This window comes from Mesorhizobium qingshengii (assembly GCF_900103325.1).
Lineage (GTDB): Bacteria > Pseudomonadota > Alphaproteobacteria > Rhizobiales > Rhizobiaceae > Mesorhizobium > Mesorhizobium qingshengii.
Map to the genome: position 1 here is coordinate 249,537 of NZ_FMXM01000007.1, position 15,909 is coordinate 265,445.

Genomic DNA, 15,909 nt, shown 5'->3' on the forward strand with positions numbered 1-15,909 from the left:
ATGCGCGCAGCGATTTTGGGGTAACGAAATGCATAAAAACAAGGACTTAAAGCGCGTTGCGTGACTTCGCTTCAACACGGCGCGCTTCAGGCCTTGGGACTGCGGCTTGACATGGACCTGGATTGAGCGATGGCTCGCAAGCTTGCCGGAAAATGCCTCTGCGGCGCTTTGCAATACGCCGTAACGGACGAATTTTCTTACGCGGCCAACTGCCACTGTTCCAATTGCCGACGAACCACCGGTTCGGCCTTCAAGCCGTTCGCCGGCATCGAGCGCAACAAGCTTGTCTTGACCGAGGGCGAGGACAACCTTCTGATCCTTGGCGACCAAAGCGGCCATGACGCGCACTGCGGGCTGTGTGGTTCACTGCTCTATTCCCTGGTCCGCGACGGAACCTTCTTCCATGTCGCCATGGGGACCCTGGTCGACGAGCCGTCCATTCGTCCGTCCGCCCACATCTTCGTGGGTTCGAAGGCAAGCTGGTTCACCATCACCGATGAGTTGCCGCAATATGAAGAGCATGTCGTGGCTGCCAGAGCCGTCGACGAATAGCGTCGGCCGGCCACCAGCAATTTCTTGCGCCGACTCACATTTCGGCTCACCATTACGGCATTGAGGGGAGACAAAAGCATTTATGGCCGGGCGCGGCATATCTGCAAGCTGACGATCGGCCGCTGGGAAGACACGTTCTGGGAACGGGCAAGCGAAACGCTTGAACCTCGTTTGAAAGGAACGTTCCCATGTTTGCCGCCAGGTCCAGATCGGCCATTGCCGTTCAATCGGTTGGCCAGCTTCTCCTCTCCTTGTGCGCAACCTTTGCAGTCTTGGCGCTGATGGCACCGGCCTTGGCACATGACGCCAAGCCGACCGCGGCGAAGCCGCAAGGCTGGAGCTACCCGTTCGCCTGCTGCGCGAACTACGATTGCCACGAGGTGTCGCAGACCTCGATCAGCGAGCGCCCGGAGGGCTATGTCATCAAGGACACGGGGGAGGTGGTGGCCTACAGCGACAGGCGGATCAAGGATTCGCCCGACGGCGAATTCCATTGGTGCGCGCATCAGGCCGGGCTCGATGCCGGCAAGACCATCTGCCTGTTCGTGCCGCCATCGTCTTACTAGGCCTCTTCTGGTTTGGACCAAGCCGGAGGAGGGCAGGCTGTGCGTCGTTTCCAGGTTGTGCGCACTGCCTAGCCAGATCTGCTGACGGACGGTTGTCAGGAGCGCCCCTTTATGCTGCCCTTGCCGCGCAAGGCGGCGGGCGACAGGAGGAAGTTCGTTGATGACCATCAAGGCAAGCTGTCACTGCAGGGCGACGACATTCGAGGTTTCGCAGGCACCGCAGACGGTGACGCAATGCACCTGTTCATTCTGCTCGAAACGTGGTTCGCTGTGGGCCTACTACACGCCCTCGCAATTCAAGCTCACCAGTCCGCCGGAAAACGTTTCGGTCTACGAGTGGGGGTCGAAAACCGTAAAGCACGGTTTTTGCGCCACCTGTGGCTGCGGCACGTTTACGGAGACACCGGACTGGTCGACTGGCGAGCCGGATTTTGACAATTCCAAGATCAGCGTCAATTCGCGGCTGTTCGACGATTTCGATCTCGACAAGGTCGAAGTGGTGATTATCGACGGCAAGAATCTCTGGTAGCCCAATACGGTAATGCTGCGCTTTGCGGATCAATCTGGTCCCTCGGGAAAAGCCGTGGGTGGCGCTTTTGCCGTTCCGCTTTTTGCCGTATTTCATGTAGAAGACGCGGGAAGGGCTGATTTGGCGCCGTGTCAAGGCGCGACTTGGAGAGGGACCATCCTATGAAGAAGACCGTGCTCGTCGTTGTGGCGACGGCTCTGTTGGTGACCGCCTGCACCACCACCGATCCGTATACCGGCGACCAGAAGATTTCCAACACGGCCGCCGGTGCCGGTCTCGGCGCGCTGGCCGGTGCCAGTCTTGGCCTGCTTGCCGGTGGCAATGACCGCCGCAACGCGCTGATCGGCGCCGGCATCGGCGCGCTGGCCGGCGGCGCCATCGGCGCCACAATGGACCAGAACGAGGCCGAACTGCGCCGGCAGCTGGAAGGCACCGGTGTCAGCGTCACCCGCAGCGGCGATCAGATCATCCTCAACATGCCGTCCGACATTACCTTCAACACGGATCAGGATGCTGTGAAGCCCGGCTTCTACCAGGTGCTGAACTCGGTCGCGCTGGTGCTGAAGAAGTTCAAACAGACCACGGTCGATGTCTTCGGCCACACCGATTCGACCGGCGGCGACCAGCACAATTTCGATCTGTCGCAGCGTCGCGCGCTGGCGGTCGCCAATTATCTGTCCGGTCAGGGCGTCGATCAGCGCCGCTTCGCCGTCACGGGCTTCGGCGAGACTCGTCCGGTCGCATCCAACGCGACGGCCGAAGGCCGCGCCCAGAACCGCCGCGTCGAGATCCAGCTGTCGCCGCTCACCTGATCTGTTCGGCAAGCGAATGCAAAGACGGCTCCATTTGGGGCCGTTTTTGTTTGAGCGGACGTCGGCAGAGCGGACGTCGGCGCTCTCCACATTGGTGCACCATAGAATTAGCTAGTTCTAAATAGCTACTTTCCGGCAGCCCTGGAAAGGAATAGCATCGTCGCCGTTCCGGAGGGGATGAGGCGGTACAACTGGCCGCGCAATCAGCATTTTTCCGCCTCGGTCTTGCACGGCCAGATCAGAAAATCTGGGAGGAATGCATGACAAGTACAGCCAGCCTTGGGCGCTGCGGCGTCCTCGCTTTAACAAGTCTTGTAGGCGCATGGTTGGGCGTCGCTACGGCTCAAGCCGAGGACGCCAACAAGGCCGACATCGATGCCTTGAAAAAGTCGCTCGCCAAATATGAAGACTACACCGCCGCCGTTCGCGACCTCTATCTGTCGACGGTAGGCTGCGTCTACTACAGCGGAGAAAAGATACCGGGCTCGATGGAATACCCGAAAGGCGCCATGGGTATCCATTTCGTCAACGTTCCAAGTGTCGGCCAGAAACTCGACCCGATGAAGCCCAATGTGCTGATCTACGAGCCGACCAAGAAAGGCCTGAAGTTGGTCGGGGTGGAATGGCTGGTGCCGCTAACGCCCGACGTCAAAGCGCCGCCGAAGTTGTTTGGCCAAACCTTCATGGGCCCGATGGAGGGACACTATCCGCTCATTCCGCGGGAGTTCGTCCACTACGATCTTCACGCCTGGTTGTTCAGGAACAATCCGAACGGCATGTTCAGTCCGACGAACCCGAACGTGAAATGCAACAAGGCCGATTTTCCGATGCTGGAGAAGCCGACCAAGATGATGCCTGGGCCAATGTAGCGGGCGAGCCAGGCTGATGCATGTCGCCCAAAAGTGGACCTGGGTTTGGGAGCACGACATGCATGAAACAAAGACCTAAAGCGCGTCGCCTCAATCCGTTCGAACGCGACGTGCTTTGGGAGGCTTTGCCGAGAGGGCAAGCCGGATGGCCGGCTTGCCTGCGAAGGCGGTCGGGGATCAGACCTTGGCGACGATCCGCATGAAGGCCGGCATGTCGTCACCAAAGCCAACGGTGGAATCGTTGTCTTCCTGGTGGCGTTGGCGGGCAGGGCGGCTGTTGTCTCGCTGCGGCCTGGTGTCACCACGTTCAGGTGCGCGCTGCTCGTTGCGATCGGAAGATTTGCGCTCGGTGTTGTCCGAGCGGATCGCGTCCTTGCGCGCGCGCCGTTCACCGTTCTCGGCGACGGCGGTCTCAGCTACGTCGAGCTGCTCGTGCTGCTGTGCAACGACGACTGGTGCAACGTCCTCGCTGCGTCCGGCGCGGTGTTCGCCGCCCCTCTTGCGCTCGCCCCTGTCCTTGCGATCGTCGTCCTTGCGGCCGGCGCGGCGCGGCGCGCCTTTGCCACGGCGCGGAGCATCATCCTCGCCTTCGCTGGCGACCACCGTCGACAGGTCGCCGTCATGCCACTCGATCTTGTTGCCGATCAGCCGCTCGATGGCGTCGATATACTTGGTATCCGTTTTGGTCGCGATGGTGAAGGATTTGCCCGAGCGCCCCGCCCGGCCAGTACGGCCGATGCGGTGGACATAGTCCTCGGCATGGATCGGCACGTCATAATTGAAGACATGGCTGACGTCGGGAATGTCGAGGCCGCGCGCGGCGACGTCGGAGGCCACCAGATAGCGAAGTTTGCCATCGCGGAAATTGGCCAGCATCTGCATGCGCGCCCGCTGGTCCATGTCGCCATGCAGCGCACCAGCGTCGAAGTCATACTTCAGCAGCGAACGGAACAGCTCCGACACCTCGACCTTGCGGTTGCAGAAGATGATGGCGTTCTTCAGCTCAGCGTCTTCAGCCTTCATCAGGTTACGCAGCGTCTCGCGTTTGTCCCACGGCTTCGAGCCTGACTTGACCAGTCTCTGGATGATGTTGGTTGCGGCGGACGCCGCCTTCGAAACCTCGACGCGCACCGGCGCGTGCAGGAATTTTTCCGTGAGCTTGGTGATTTCCGGCGGCATCGTCGCCGAGAAGAACAGCGTCTGCCGGGTGAACGGGATCATCTCGCAGATGCGCTCGATGTCGGGGATGAAGCCCATGTCGAGCATGCGGTCGGCTTCGTCGATGACGAGAATCTCGACGCCATTGAGAAGCAGCTTGCCGCGCTCGCGATGGTCGAGCAGGCGGCCAGGCGTCGCGATCAGCACGTCGGCGCCGCGCTCCAGCTTCTTGTCCTGTTCGTCGAAGGACACGCCGCCGATCAACAGCGCGATGTTGAGCTTGTGGTTCTTGCCGTATCGAATGAAATTCTCTTCGACCTGTGCCGCGAGTTCGCGCGTCGGCTCCAGGATCAGCGTGCGTGGCATGCGCGCGCGCGCCCGGCCTTTTTCCAGCCGGGTCAGCATCGGCAGCACAAAGGACGCCGTCTTGCCGGTGCCGGTCTGGGCTATGCCCAAAATATCCTTGCCGAGCAAGGCGTGCGGGATGGCACCGGCCTGGATCGGCGTCGGCTGGGTGTAGCCGGCATCGGTGACTGCGGAAAGGACCTTCGGCGACAGGCCGAGGTCTGCGAAGGTCAACGCTTCTTGAGCGGTCGTGGTGTCTGAGGACAAGTGTTGTTGTCTTTGGCTGGTTCGGGGAAGCGCAACGGCGTCTGTCGCGGCAAGCGCCACGCGCCTGCAAGATTGGTATTGCGATTAGGCGCAAGTCCGCGATTTGTCAACACAAACGGGCGGGATTGGCACGATTGTGAAGTTGTAACCTTAATCGCGATGCTTAATTCGGCCGCTTGTCTCCGTGCCGGCTCAGTAACGGAACTGTTCGGCCAGGATGCGCTCATTCCAGGAATGATTGGGATCGAACAGCAGCGTCGCCGTCGCCGTCGGCGATTCCCGCACCGTTACCGAGGTCACGGCCTTGACTTCTGTGTGGTCGGCGGCGGCGTTCACCGGCCGCTTTTCCGGCTCGAGGATGTCCAAGCGGACGGTCGCCTTGTTGGAGAGCAGGGCGCCGCGCCAGCGGCGCGGACGAAACGGGCTGACCGGGGTAAGCGCCAGCAGCGGCGCGTCGAGCGGCAGGATCGGCCCGTGCGCGGAAAGATTGTAGGCCGTGGAGCCCGCCGGCGTCGCGATCATCACGCCGTCGCAGCTCAATTCCTCGAGCCGGATCTGTTCATCGACGCTGATGCGGATCTTGGCCGTCTGATAGGACTGGCGCCACAGCGCCACCTCGTTGATCGCCAATGCCGACACCGTTTCGCCTTCCGAGGTGACGGCGAGCATCTCCAGCGGGCGGATCGTTTCGGCGACCGCGGCCGCGATACGCTCCGTGAGGCCACCGTAACGGTACTCGTTCATCAGGAACCCGATGGTACCACGGTTCATGCCGTAGACCTTCTTTCCCGTTCCCATCGTGTCGCGCAACGTCTGCAGCAGGAAGCCGTCGCCGCCCAAGGCAACGACAACCTCGGCGTCCGCGACCGAGCACTGGCCATAGCGTGCCGAGAGGCTTTCCAGCGCCGCCTTGGCGTCTGCTGTGTCGGACGAGACGAAGGCGATGCTGCTGGCGGCTTTGCTCATGGTTCCCCGATGGCGAGCGATTGGCTGCGGCAGGTTGCCGGGCCGCGCCAGCGCCGGGGTAGCATGGGCGGGGCAAGTCTGCAAAGAGAGACCGCCTCCTTGTTCGGGTGAAGCGGCAAGGGCACCATCTCGATGGCTCGCGTTTCGTGTCGCGAGACAGGCGAAAGTGATGGTTAAGGCGAAGCTTAAACTCTCGTAAAGGCGGATCGATCATGTTAGCCGGCATTGGACGGGTGGCGTGGGGCCTAGCCAGTCGAGGCCAATCTGTTGCCGGTGACACGCCTGATCATCGTCTTTCTGATGCTGGGAAGTTTCGCTCTTGTCTTCGCCGAGTTGGTGCGCCAGTCCGAGGAGATGAGCTTCCGACCTCAGCCCACTGCGTCGCGCTGCGGTGATGCAGCCGGAACGCCATGCCCGCAAAGGGCGCTGTAGATCGCCTGAGGATACCAATCGTCTGCCCGATGATTGCTTCGGCGGCGCTCCGCGCCGGGACCCAGCCGCTCTTCGCTCGGCAGCTTTTCTTCTCAAAGCAGAGGCCGATCGGCCGCCGCCCGTCCGTGTGGATTGCCAAAGCTTGCTCGTTGCGCTTGCGACCCTTCGCGGGGTAGATGAGCGCATTGACTGGCGGAAAGGTTCTGGGATTCGGTGGCGATGGCCTCGTATCCGCTGTCCTTGGGAAACAAGCCCCGCGGCTCGTTGACTGGCCGAGTGTCTGGAGGGGGAATTTTCCATGTCGCGCAGCGTGTTGGTTTCTGGTGGTTGCGGTTTCCTGGGCTCGCATCTGGTCGACCGCCTGCTGCGGCGAAGCGACGTGGAGAAGCTGGTCGTCGTCGACAATCTGTGGACCGGGGTGCGCGACAACATCGCGCATGTCGCCGACCCGCGTTTCAGCCTGCAGATTGCCGACGCCGAAAGCTTCGCATCCAGTCAGCGCTTCGATGAGATCATACATCTCGCATCGCCGGCTTCGCCGGTATGGTACATGCGCGAGCCGGCGCGCACGATCAAGGCCAACATAGGAGGCGCGCTCAATCTTCTGGCGTTGCTCAGGCCCGGTGGTCGTTTCTGCTTTACCTCGACCTCGGAAGTTTACGGCGACCCCCTGGTTTCCCCGCAACCCGAGAGCTACAGGGGTTCCGTGGACTGCACCGGTCCTCGCGCCTCCTATGATGAAAGCAAGCGCTGCACCGAGGCGCTTCTGTTCGAGCAGCAGCGCGTCAGCGGGCTCGATGTTCGTGTCGTGAGGCTGTTCAACGCATATGGGCCGCGAACCCGCATCGATGACGGCCGCGCCATTTCGAACTTTGTCAGCCAGGCCCTGACGACAGGCGTCCTCACCGTCTACGGCGATGGCTCCCAATCGCGCAGCTGGGGTTATGTCGACGACATCGTCGATGGACTGGAACGCTTCTTCTGGCGCGACAGCATCACGCACCGTGGTCCCCTGAACATCGGCAACAATCACGAGGTTTCGGTTCTGCAGACCGCCAAGTTCGTCAGCTCGCTTGTCCCGGGCAGCCGCATTCAGCATCATCCTCCGGTTCCCCAGGACCCGACAAACCGGTGTCCGGATCTGACCCAGGCGAGACGTGTTCTTCCAGGTTGGGAAGCAAGGACCAGCTATCAGGACGGCATCCAGCGCACTTTCGAATGGTTTCGCCAGCAGATTGCCACCGCAAGCCAGCAGATTGCCACCGCGAGCAGCGTGGCTTCCGCAGGCTGATGCACCGGGAGGCCTTCGGCGCGTTTCAGGACCAACCGGTCACGCCGAGCGTGAAAGGGAATCCGGCTTGCCAGCGAAATGGGGTTCAAAGACGGTTTCGAAGGCCTTGAGGGCCGCGGCGATCGCCTGGTGCATGTCGAGATACCGGTATGTGCCCAGCCTGCCGCCGAGATGCAGCGTTTTCTCGTTGGCGGCCCGGTCGAGGTAACGGCGGTAGATCGCTTGATCGTTGCGTGTGTCGATCGGATAGTAGGGCTCGTCGGCACGGCGCGCGAAACGGGAGTACTCGCGGCCGATGAGTGTCTTGTCTGTCTTGTGCTGGCGTTCCGGATTGAAATGCCGGTATTCGACTACGCGCGTGTAGGGCACGGCCTCGTCGGCATAGTTCATGATCGCCGTGCCCTGATAGTCCGGCGTGTTGATGACCTCGAGGTCGATGTCGATGGTCCGCCAGCCAAGCTCGCCCTCGCAATAGTCGAAATAACGGTCGATCGGACCGGTATAGACGACCGGCAAGTCTTTTGGCAGCAAGGCCTTGATGTCAAAGAAGTCGATGCCGAGCCGCGTTTCTATGAGCTCGTGCGCGAGCATTTTTTCGAAGATCGCCGTGTAGCCGTCCAGAGGCTGGCCCTGGAAACGGTCGTTGAAATAGCCGTCCTCGAATGTGTAGCGGACCGGCAGGCGGGCGATGATCTGCGCCGGCAATTCGCGCGGGTCGGTCTGCCACTGCTTGGCGGTGTAGCCCTTGATGAAGGCCTCGTAGAGCGGACGCCCGACGAGAGAGATCGCCTTCTCTTCGAGATTGGCGGGCGGTCGGTCACCGAGTTCGGCCGCCTGCTCGGTGACCATGCCGCGCGCCTCGTCCGGGCTCAGCCGCTTGCCGAAGAACTGGCAGATCGTGGCCAGGTTGATCGGCAGCGGATAGACCTTGTCGCGATGGGACGAGAACGCACGATGGCGATAGGTCGTAAAGCCGGTGAAGTTCCGCAGGTAGTTCCAGACCTCTTCATTGGACGTGTGGAAGAGGTGCGGGCCGTAGCGATGGATTTCGACGCCGGTGACAGGGTCTTGCTCGGTATAGGCATTGCCGCCGATGTGCTGGCGGCGGTCGATCACCAGCACGCGCCGGCCGAGCTGCGTGGCGATGCGCTCGGCGAGAGTCGCGCCATAAAAGCCCGCGCCGACGATGAGAATGTCGGCCTCGGTCAGCATGTTCTTGTCCATTGGGCCGTATCCATTCAGTGTCCACGTCTGTGCCTTATTCGCGGCTGTTGGCCATGATTCAAGCGAAAAAACGACATCCGGCTGATGTGTTTGGAAACCGAGGCGTCAGGATGAATGGATGAAGATATCTCCTGGTAACTTACATCGTCTTTTTTACAGCCTAGACGAATCTTCGGAATTCGAGCATCTAGCTCATCGTTGATCAATCGGTCGAGTAAAGCGCGGCCATCCCAGGGTCCTATGTCCATGAAGCTTATCGTTGTGACGCCGGCTGGGCGCGAGAAATATCTTCGCTTGCTTAGCCACCATGTTCTGAAGAGCCCCGATGTGCATGAATGGCACCTCTGGGACAATTGTCGCAACGAAGCCGATCGGGCTTACCTCGAACGACTGGCCGCTTCCGATCCACGCTGCAGGATCAAAAAACTTCCACATGCCGATGGTGGGTTCAATGTCATCGGCGATTTCTATCGTTTCTGCGACGATGCCGAAGCTTTCTACCTGCGCCTCGATGACGATGTGGTTTTTGTCGAGGACGGCTTCTTTCAAAAGTTCATGGCAAGGGTCATGGCTGAAAGAGGCTCGGCGATCTGGTACGCGCCGTTGATCATCAACAACGCCATCTGCAATTCACTGATCAAGCAGCTTTCCCGGGTTCTGGTGGACGGCCCGCTCACCTGTCAGGCCTCGTGCGAATTCTCCTGGGCCCATGCCAGCTTCCCGCAGGCGCTTCATCCGGTCTTCATCGAAGCGGTCCGGACCAACCGGCTTGATGACTTCCGCGTGCCGGACCGGGAGATCAGGCTGTCGCGGTTTTCGATCAACGCCCTCGGGTTTTTCGGATCAGACATCGTCAGTCTGGGGGAACGCTTTCACCCGCCGTCAGGCGATGAGGAAGAGTGGCTGTCGGCAACGCTGCCGATGAAACTGGATCGGCCGGGCAAGATTTTTGGCGACCTGATCGTTGCGCATTTCAGCTTCTATCCGCAGGAACGCCAATTGCTGCGAACCAATATTCTCGACGGCTACTATGGGCTCACCGGCCTGGCTCCGCCAATCTACGAGAAACCTCCGATCCGCTTGAGAGACAGGTTTAAGCAGTGGAGAAGAGGCCGGAGGGCATCAACACCACCGCGCTACACAATCTCACTTCCGGCAGCCAATTCCGGCTGACGTCCAAGCTTCGGCCCGGTTCCTCCCGCCGACCTGCGGCTCACTGCGCTACCACCTCCAGGTTGGCATTGCCGTAGAATGTGTAGGCAAGGTAGGTCGGGTCGCCGGTTTCATAGAAGCGCTTGCGCACACCTTGAAGGACGTCGGCCAGATAAACCGGTCCATCCTTGAGTCGGGCGCTGATGCCGCCGTAGAAATCGCTCGAGAAGGCGGCCGCGGCACGGTCGGTCAGCGGCCACATGCCGCCGATGAAGCCGGACGCGCCGCCAGCAAGCACCGCCGGCCCCCAGCCCTGGACGAAGCCGCCGAGCATCTGCGACTTGCCTGTGTCGCAGGCATTGAAGAAATAGAAGGGATTGCCCTTGCCATGCGCGGCCGCTACCAGCGCGCGCCAGGTGTCGGGATCGAGCGAATGGTCGACGAGATCGATGGCAAAGACCGGCCGGCCGCTGCTTGGCTGATTGACCTCGCCGTGGCCGGAAAAATGGATGAAGCCGGTCGACACCTCGCTGACCAACCTTTCGAAAGAGATGAAATCACCATCGAAGCGGCGGTAGCCGGCGAGCTTGCTCAGCGCGTCGATCTCGACCTCCTGGAACGGTAGCGACTGCTTGTCGACATAGGAGGGCGCGACGGCCGCGACGCCTGTGAACGCCATCCGGTCCAGCGGATTGTCGACCTGCGAGGACGTGCTGCGCGGTGCCCAACGCGCCAGCCGGTAGCTCATGCCAAGGAAGCCGTCGCGGGTGGCTCCGTCGGCGCTCTGCGGGCGGATCAGCTCCCAGGGCAGGGTGGGGCTGTTCGAGGTGATCTGGATCGAATGCAATTCGTCCTTGTCGCGCAGCGACCAGAACACATCCTTGAACGCCTCGGGCACATAATCCCGGTAGAGCGCATCGCCAAAACCTTCGGCGGCCAGCGTGACAAAACGTTTCTGCGCTTCCGGATCGCTGCTTGCGGCAGGCTGCTGGAGCGACACCGCGCCGCGCAGGCTCATGCCGAGCTGCAACAGGCGTCGGTATTCGGAGTCCAGCCATGCCGCCATCTGCGGTGGCGTCGAGAAGGTATCGGTCACCGGGCCAGCCAGGTGCGGCGAATGGATGATGATCTGGCCCGGACCCAATCCGCTTGGGTCATCATAAAGAATGGTGACATCGAGATCGGCCACTGCGTCGGAGGCTGCTGCGTCGAGCTGCACAGTGCCTGTCACCGCCTGCTGCGGCGGCACGGAGGCCATCAGCGATGCGGCAGCGCGATTGGCGGTGGCACCTTGGGCGCCGGCTTCAACGGACGCTGTTCGGCGAACAATGACGGGTCGCGATGCCGATCCCAGGAACCGTCCGGCGCTGTAGATACGGGCGATGAACTGGCCGGGCTTGCTGTCTTTCGCAATTGGCCGCGCCTTGAGGTCGAAGCGGACGACGTCGCTGTCGCCTTCGCGGTAGAGCGTCGTCCGCCGGCTCCATTTGCCGCCATCGGCAAGGTCAAAGCCGGAAGCGAAGAGGTCGATATCGATTGGCCATTGCTCGGCCCCGGCCGGCATTGCCATGGCCAAGGCGCCGTCGGCCGTCACCGACGAGCCCGGAGCGGCCTTCACCTTCACCTCCGGCGTCAATTGCTCTTCGGTCAGCGCGATCGAAACGGTCACCGTCTCGCCGGCCACGACGTCGTCGGGGGCATCGATGGTGGGATGGCGCACGACCTTGATCGCATTGTTGTCGACGGTTGGGGAAATCGCGGCGGGAGGCGCCTCCAACGGCGCATCGGCCGCCACATCGGGCAACAGGGAAGGTGGCTGAGTGGCCGGTGGGGCGGGCTCCGTGTCGGCGGCGTCGCCGTCCTTCGGATAGGTGTCGCCAAGATTGTTCTGCGCCGCGGCTGCGGCCTTGGCGGCGTCTTCCTGATATTTCCTTTGCTCTTCGTACTGTCGTCGAGCCTGTTCCTCATATTGTTGGCGCTGCAACTCCTGGCGCTTGTATTCCTCGGATGTGGCAGCCTCATCGGCGCTGTCGCCAGTCCAGGCATCCGGATTGCTGGAGCCTGGCGCGACGTCCATCGGAGGTGGCTCCTGGCCGCTGCCATCGAAGCTGCCATAGTCACTGCCGCCGGTACCCCAGCCGGCACTCCCGGAATCGTAGCCGCCGCCGCTTGCCATCGGTGGCACCGGCGTGGGTTCGGGCGCAGCCGCCTCCGGCGGTGCTTCGACGGGCGCCGGCGGCGCTTCGGTCGGCGCCGATGTGGCAGGGGCCGGCGCATCCGCCATCAACACGAAATTTCTGTCTGCCGAAGGGCCATATGCCACCCACGGCTGCTGCGCACCGGATGTCTTGTCCGTGACGGTCTGCGCGGCCGAGCCGAGTATGGTGCCGATGTCCACGCCCCGCCTGGTTAGCGCAGCCGTGAGCGCATCGGCAAACACCGTGACGGGTCTGGTTTCGTTCAACGCGACGCTTCCCGGCTTGGCGGAAAAGGCGACGATGGCATTGGATTGCGGAACAACTGCCGCCAAACCTTGCATCACGCCTGGGGAAGGGTTGTACCCGTCGCCGGGATTATCCAGCAAAACCAATTTCAATGTAGGTGTGGCCTCGAGCGCCTGTGTGAACAGATCGAGAGGCAATGCCGTCTGGTCCACCGCTTCCTTGGAATCGGTCCGTGTGCCGCGCGTCAGCAGATAGTTCCTGTCATTGGCCTGAGCCGTATGGCCGACATAGTAGAAGATGCCGACAGCATCGGGCGCGGCGAGCGACTTGGCGAAATCATACATGGCACGCGCCACATCGGCGCGGTCGCCGTCCGTCACTTGCCGGACGGTGAAGCCGAGCGACCGCAGGCAAGTCGCGACGAGTTCGGCGCTCATCCCGGCGTTGGCGATGGCCGGCGCATTGTCGTAGGTCGGGTTGGCGACGACGAGCGCGAAGCGCTCCTCGCCGCGCGCGACGGAGAAGAGCGCCATGGTCATCAGCAGCACGGCCGCCACTAGTAGGCGCATGACCTTGATCCAAGCCCCGCAGGCCGCGGCGGTCATGCCTCGACTTGCCCCAAATTCATCAACGGTCTCGTGTTTGACGATATCATGACGAGGTCGGCGGCGACAGGACGCTTATTAGCTGCCCCTTACCGGCTCCGCCGCAGATGGCAGCCGGCCTGCCGTTTTTGCGCCAGATACTCGTCGACGAGCTGGCGATAGCGCACCTTGCCGAAACTCGGAAAATGGCCGCCATGCACGACCGAGACATCGAGGTCGCGCATGCCGAGCAATGTCGCGACATAGTCAGAGATATCCGAGTGATAGACGTCGTCGATCAGCGGGCCGTCATAGATGATGTCGCCAGAGAGCAGGATGCCGGTCTTCTTCTCGTAGAGCGCGATGCCGCCGGGCGAATGGCCGGGCGTGTGGATCACCTCGAAGGCACGGTCGCCGAGATCGACGACGTCGCCATGCTCGAGCAGCCGGCCGGCGGGCGCCGGCAGAATCCGGTAGCGCCCCGTATCCCAGCCTTGCGGCAATCGATCGAACATGTCGTCGTTCGCATAGCGGTCGGCAACGGTCCATTCGTTGCGCGGATCGGCGAGGATTTCGGCCTCGGCGCGATGCACGCAGCGGTCGGGAAATTCGTGATGGCAGCCGATATGGTCGAAATGGGTGTGGCTGGCGATACAGGTGAGCTCTCGCTCGCTCACCAGCGTCACCTGTCGCCTGAGGCTGAAATGGCCGAGGCCGGTGTCGAAGAGAAGATCGCGGTCTCGGCCGCGCACATGCCACATGTTGCAGCGGAAGAACGGCTTGATCCACGGCTCGTGGATCAGCGTCACGCCGTCAGCCATGCGGATGGTCTCGTACCAGTCTGGAGCGTCGATGACCGGAAGCGTGCCCATGTTCAATCCGTCAGCAGGATGATCTCATCGGTATCGCACGAAACCGCGACCATGTCGCCCGGCTGGACGGTGGCTGTCGCGGGCAGCCTGGCGATGAACTGCAGCGAGGGGTCTTCGACGGAAACCGCGAGCACGCGCTTGAAGCTGCCCTGGAAGACGACGTCGCTCACCCTGGCCGTACCCAGCCTTGCCGTGCCCCCGATCGCGCCGAGGACGAGATGCTCCGGCCGGATGCCCAGCGCAACGGCTGACCCCACCGCCAACGCGCTGGGCAGTGACACTTGTCCAACCGCCGTCGCGACAGCGCTTGTCCTGTTCTTGGCCTCCGTGACTGTGCCTGGAAGAATCGTGCTTTCGCCCATGAAGGTCGCGGAAAAACGCGTCGCCGGCCGCGCATAAACGCGCTCGGGCGGTCCTTCATCCTCGATGCGCCCATCGTTCATCACCACGCAGTGGTCGGCCAGCGCCATCGCCTCCTCTTGGTCGTGGGTAACATGGATGAAAGCGGTACCGACGCGCTTCTGGATGGCCTTCAACTCGTCCTGCATTTGCCGGCGCAGCTTGAGGTCGAGTGCGCCGAGCGGCTCGTCGAGCAGCAGCACCGCCGGCTCGATGACCAGCGCACGCGCCAGCGCCACGCGCTGCCGCTGGCCGCCGGAAAGCTGGTGCGGCTTCTTGTCGAAGGCGGCGGCGAGGCCAACCAGGGCCAGCGCCTCGCGCGCCCGTGCGGCGCGTGTGGTTGCGTCCACGCCCTGCATGCGCAAGCCGAAGCCGACATTGCTGCCGACGCTCATATGCGGAAACAGCGCATAGTCCTGGAACACCGTTGTCGTCGGCCGCTTTGCCGGCGGCACCGATGTGCAGTCCTCGCCGCGGATGAACACCTTGCCTTCGCTCGGGGTGACGAAGCCGCCCAGAATGGACAGCAGCGTCGTCTTGCCGGATCCGGATGGCCCGAGCAGGATCGTGTAGCTGCCGGGCTCGATCTGCAGCGAGACGTTCTTCAGCACCGTCTGGTGGCCGAAGCGATGCGAGACGGAGCTGATGTCGACCAGGGGGGCGGTCATGCTTTTCTCCTGCGCAGCAATGTCAGTTCAAACAGCACGACGAGAATGATGGAGACGGCAAAGACCAGAGAGCCGACCGCATTGGTCTTGGGGTTAAGGCCGGAACGCAGCAGGTTCCAGATCTCCACCGGCAGCGTCGTGTCGAAGCGGGTCAACAGGAACGAGATCACGAACTCGTCCCAGGAGAATGTCATCGACAGGAAGAAGCCGGCGAAAATGGCCGGCGCCATGACAGGCACGGTGATCAGGAGCAGCACCTTCCATTCCGGCGCGCCGAGATCGCGCGCGGCGCGTTCGATGTTGATCTGGTGGTCGCCCATCTGGCTGTAGATGATGGCGAAGCAGAGCGGCAGGTTGATCACGACATGGCCGATCCCTGCGGCAAGCAGCGACTTCGGCACGCCGGCCCAGTTGAACAGCACCAAAAGCCCCATGCCGATGATGAGATAGCTGACCGTCAGCGGCAACGTGATCAGGCCGCGCAGCAGGCCCGAGCCAGGCAGGACAAAGCGCGCAAAGCCCCAGGCCGAGAGGAAGCCGAGCGTGACGGCGGTGAGCGACGAGATGGATGCCACCAGCAGCGAATTGACCAGCGCCGAAGTCAGTCGCGGGTCTGAGAGAACGGCGTTGTACCAGCGCAACGACGGGCCGGTGAAGGGCGGGATCGGAAACGACGTCGCCTGCAGCGAGAACAGCACCAGCACGACCACCGGCAGGAAGATGAAGCCGTAGACGGCAAGTGCATAGAGCCAGGAAGCGACGCGGACGATCTGGCGCAT

Annotated in this window: 14 protein-coding genes; 7 read left to right on the forward strand and 7 right to left on the reverse strand. The window is 62.2% G+C overall.

Features of this window, described 5'->3' with window-relative positions; translation table 11 throughout:
* The first annotated feature begins 129 nt into the window (after positions 1–129).
* The 5 genes from BLS48_RS14060 to BLS48_RS14080 all read left to right on the forward strand — a co-directional run bounded on the left by BLS48_RS14060 (position 130) and on the right by BLS48_RS14080 (position 3,328).
* On the forward strand, positions 130–552 hold the full coding sequence (locus tag BLS48_RS14060) for a GFA family protein (protein WP_091578450.1): 423 nt from the start codon (positions 130–132) through the stop codon (positions 550–552).
* Positions 553–740: 188 nt separating this feature from the next.
* A complete protein-coding gene (locus BLS48_RS14065; protein ID WP_091578452.1) occupies positions 741–1,118 on the forward strand; it encodes a hypothetical protein in 378 nt (125 codons plus the stop codon).
* 160 nt (positions 1,119–1,278) lie between these two features.
* Positions 1,279–1,647, forward strand: a complete 369-nt coding sequence (locus BLS48_RS14070) for a GFA family protein (RefSeq protein ID WP_091578454.1) — start codon at positions 1,279–1,281, stop codon at positions 1,645–1,647.
* Positions 1,648–1,808: 161 nt separating this feature from the next.
* Positions 1,809–2,459 (forward strand): YiaD family glycine zipper/OmpA-like lipoprotein, encoded by a 651-nt coding sequence (locus BLS48_RS14075; protein WP_091578455.1) that lies wholly within the window; start codon positions 1,809–1,811, stop codon positions 2,457–2,459.
* A gap of 260 nt (positions 2,460–2,719) precedes the next feature.
* Entirely contained in the window at positions 2,720–3,328 is a 609-nt protein-coding gene (locus BLS48_RS14080; RefSeq protein ID WP_091578457.1) for a hypothetical protein, read from the forward strand.
* 177 nt (positions 3,329–3,505) lie between these two features.
* Here the strand turns inward: BLS48_RS14080 and BLS48_RS14085 are convergent, their stop codons facing one another.
* Entirely contained in the window at positions 3,506–5,098 is a 1,593-nt protein-coding gene (locus BLS48_RS14085) for a DEAD/DEAH box helicase (protein WP_167365078.1), read from the reverse strand.
* 192 nt (positions 5,099–5,290) lie between these two features.
* Complete coding sequence (locus BLS48_RS14090) at positions 5,291–6,064, reverse strand: NAD kinase (RefSeq protein WP_091578460.1); 774 nt, start codon at positions 6,062–6,064, stop codon at positions 5,291–5,293.
* Positions 6,065–6,794: 730 nt separating this feature from the next.
* Between BLS48_RS14090 and BLS48_RS14095 the strand changes: the two genes are divergently transcribed.
* Positions 6,795–7,787, forward strand: coding sequence for an NAD-dependent epimerase/dehydratase family protein (locus BLS48_RS14095; protein WP_091578462.1), 993 nt, complete (start codon positions 6,795–6,797; stop codon positions 7,785–7,787).
* A gap of 39 nt (positions 7,788–7,826) precedes the next feature.
* Here BLS48_RS14095 and glf read toward each other — a convergent pair whose 3' ends face one another.
* The gene (gene glf, locus BLS48_RS14100; RefSeq protein ID WP_091578464.1) at positions 7,827–9,011 is read right to left on the reverse strand and encodes a UDP-galactopyranose mutase; all 1,185 of its coding nucleotides are present in this window, start codon (positions 9,009–9,011) and stop codon (positions 7,827–7,829) included.
* Positions 9,012–9,272: 261 nt separating this feature from the next.
* On the opposite strand from glf, the gene BLS48_RS14105 reads away from it, so the two are divergent.
* Positions 9,273–10,184, forward strand: a complete 912-nt coding sequence (locus tag BLS48_RS14105) for a hypothetical protein (protein WP_244529591.1) — start codon at positions 9,273–9,275, stop codon at positions 10,182–10,184.
* Between the two features lie 40 nt (positions 10,185–10,224).
* Here BLS48_RS14105 and BLS48_RS14110 read toward each other — a convergent pair whose 3' ends face one another.
* The 4 genes from BLS48_RS14110 to BLS48_RS14125 all read right to left on the reverse strand — a co-directional run bounded on the left by BLS48_RS14110 (position 10,225) and on the right by BLS48_RS14125 (position 15,909).
* On the reverse strand, positions 10,225–13,176 hold the full coding sequence (locus tag BLS48_RS14110) for a caspase family protein (protein ID WP_167365079.1): 2,952 nt from the start codon (positions 13,174–13,176) through the stop codon (positions 10,225–10,227).
* Positions 13,177–13,301: 125 nt separating this feature from the next.
* Positions 13,302–14,063, reverse strand: a complete 762-nt coding sequence (locus BLS48_RS14115) for an MBL fold metallo-hydrolase (protein WP_091578467.1) — start codon at positions 14,061–14,063, stop codon at positions 13,302–13,304.
* 2 nt (positions 14,064–14,065) lie between these two features.
* Positions 14,066–15,130 (reverse strand): ABC transporter ATP-binding protein, encoded by a 1,065-nt coding sequence (locus BLS48_RS14120; protein ID WP_091578468.1) that lies wholly within the window; start codon positions 15,128–15,130, stop codon positions 14,066–14,068.
* Positions 15,127–15,909 (reverse strand): ABC transporter permease, encoded by a 783-nt coding sequence (locus tag BLS48_RS14125; RefSeq protein ID WP_091578470.1) that lies wholly within the window; start codon positions 15,907–15,909, stop codon positions 15,127–15,129. The genes BLS48_RS14120 and BLS48_RS14125 overlap by 4 nt, the downstream gene beginning before the upstream one ends.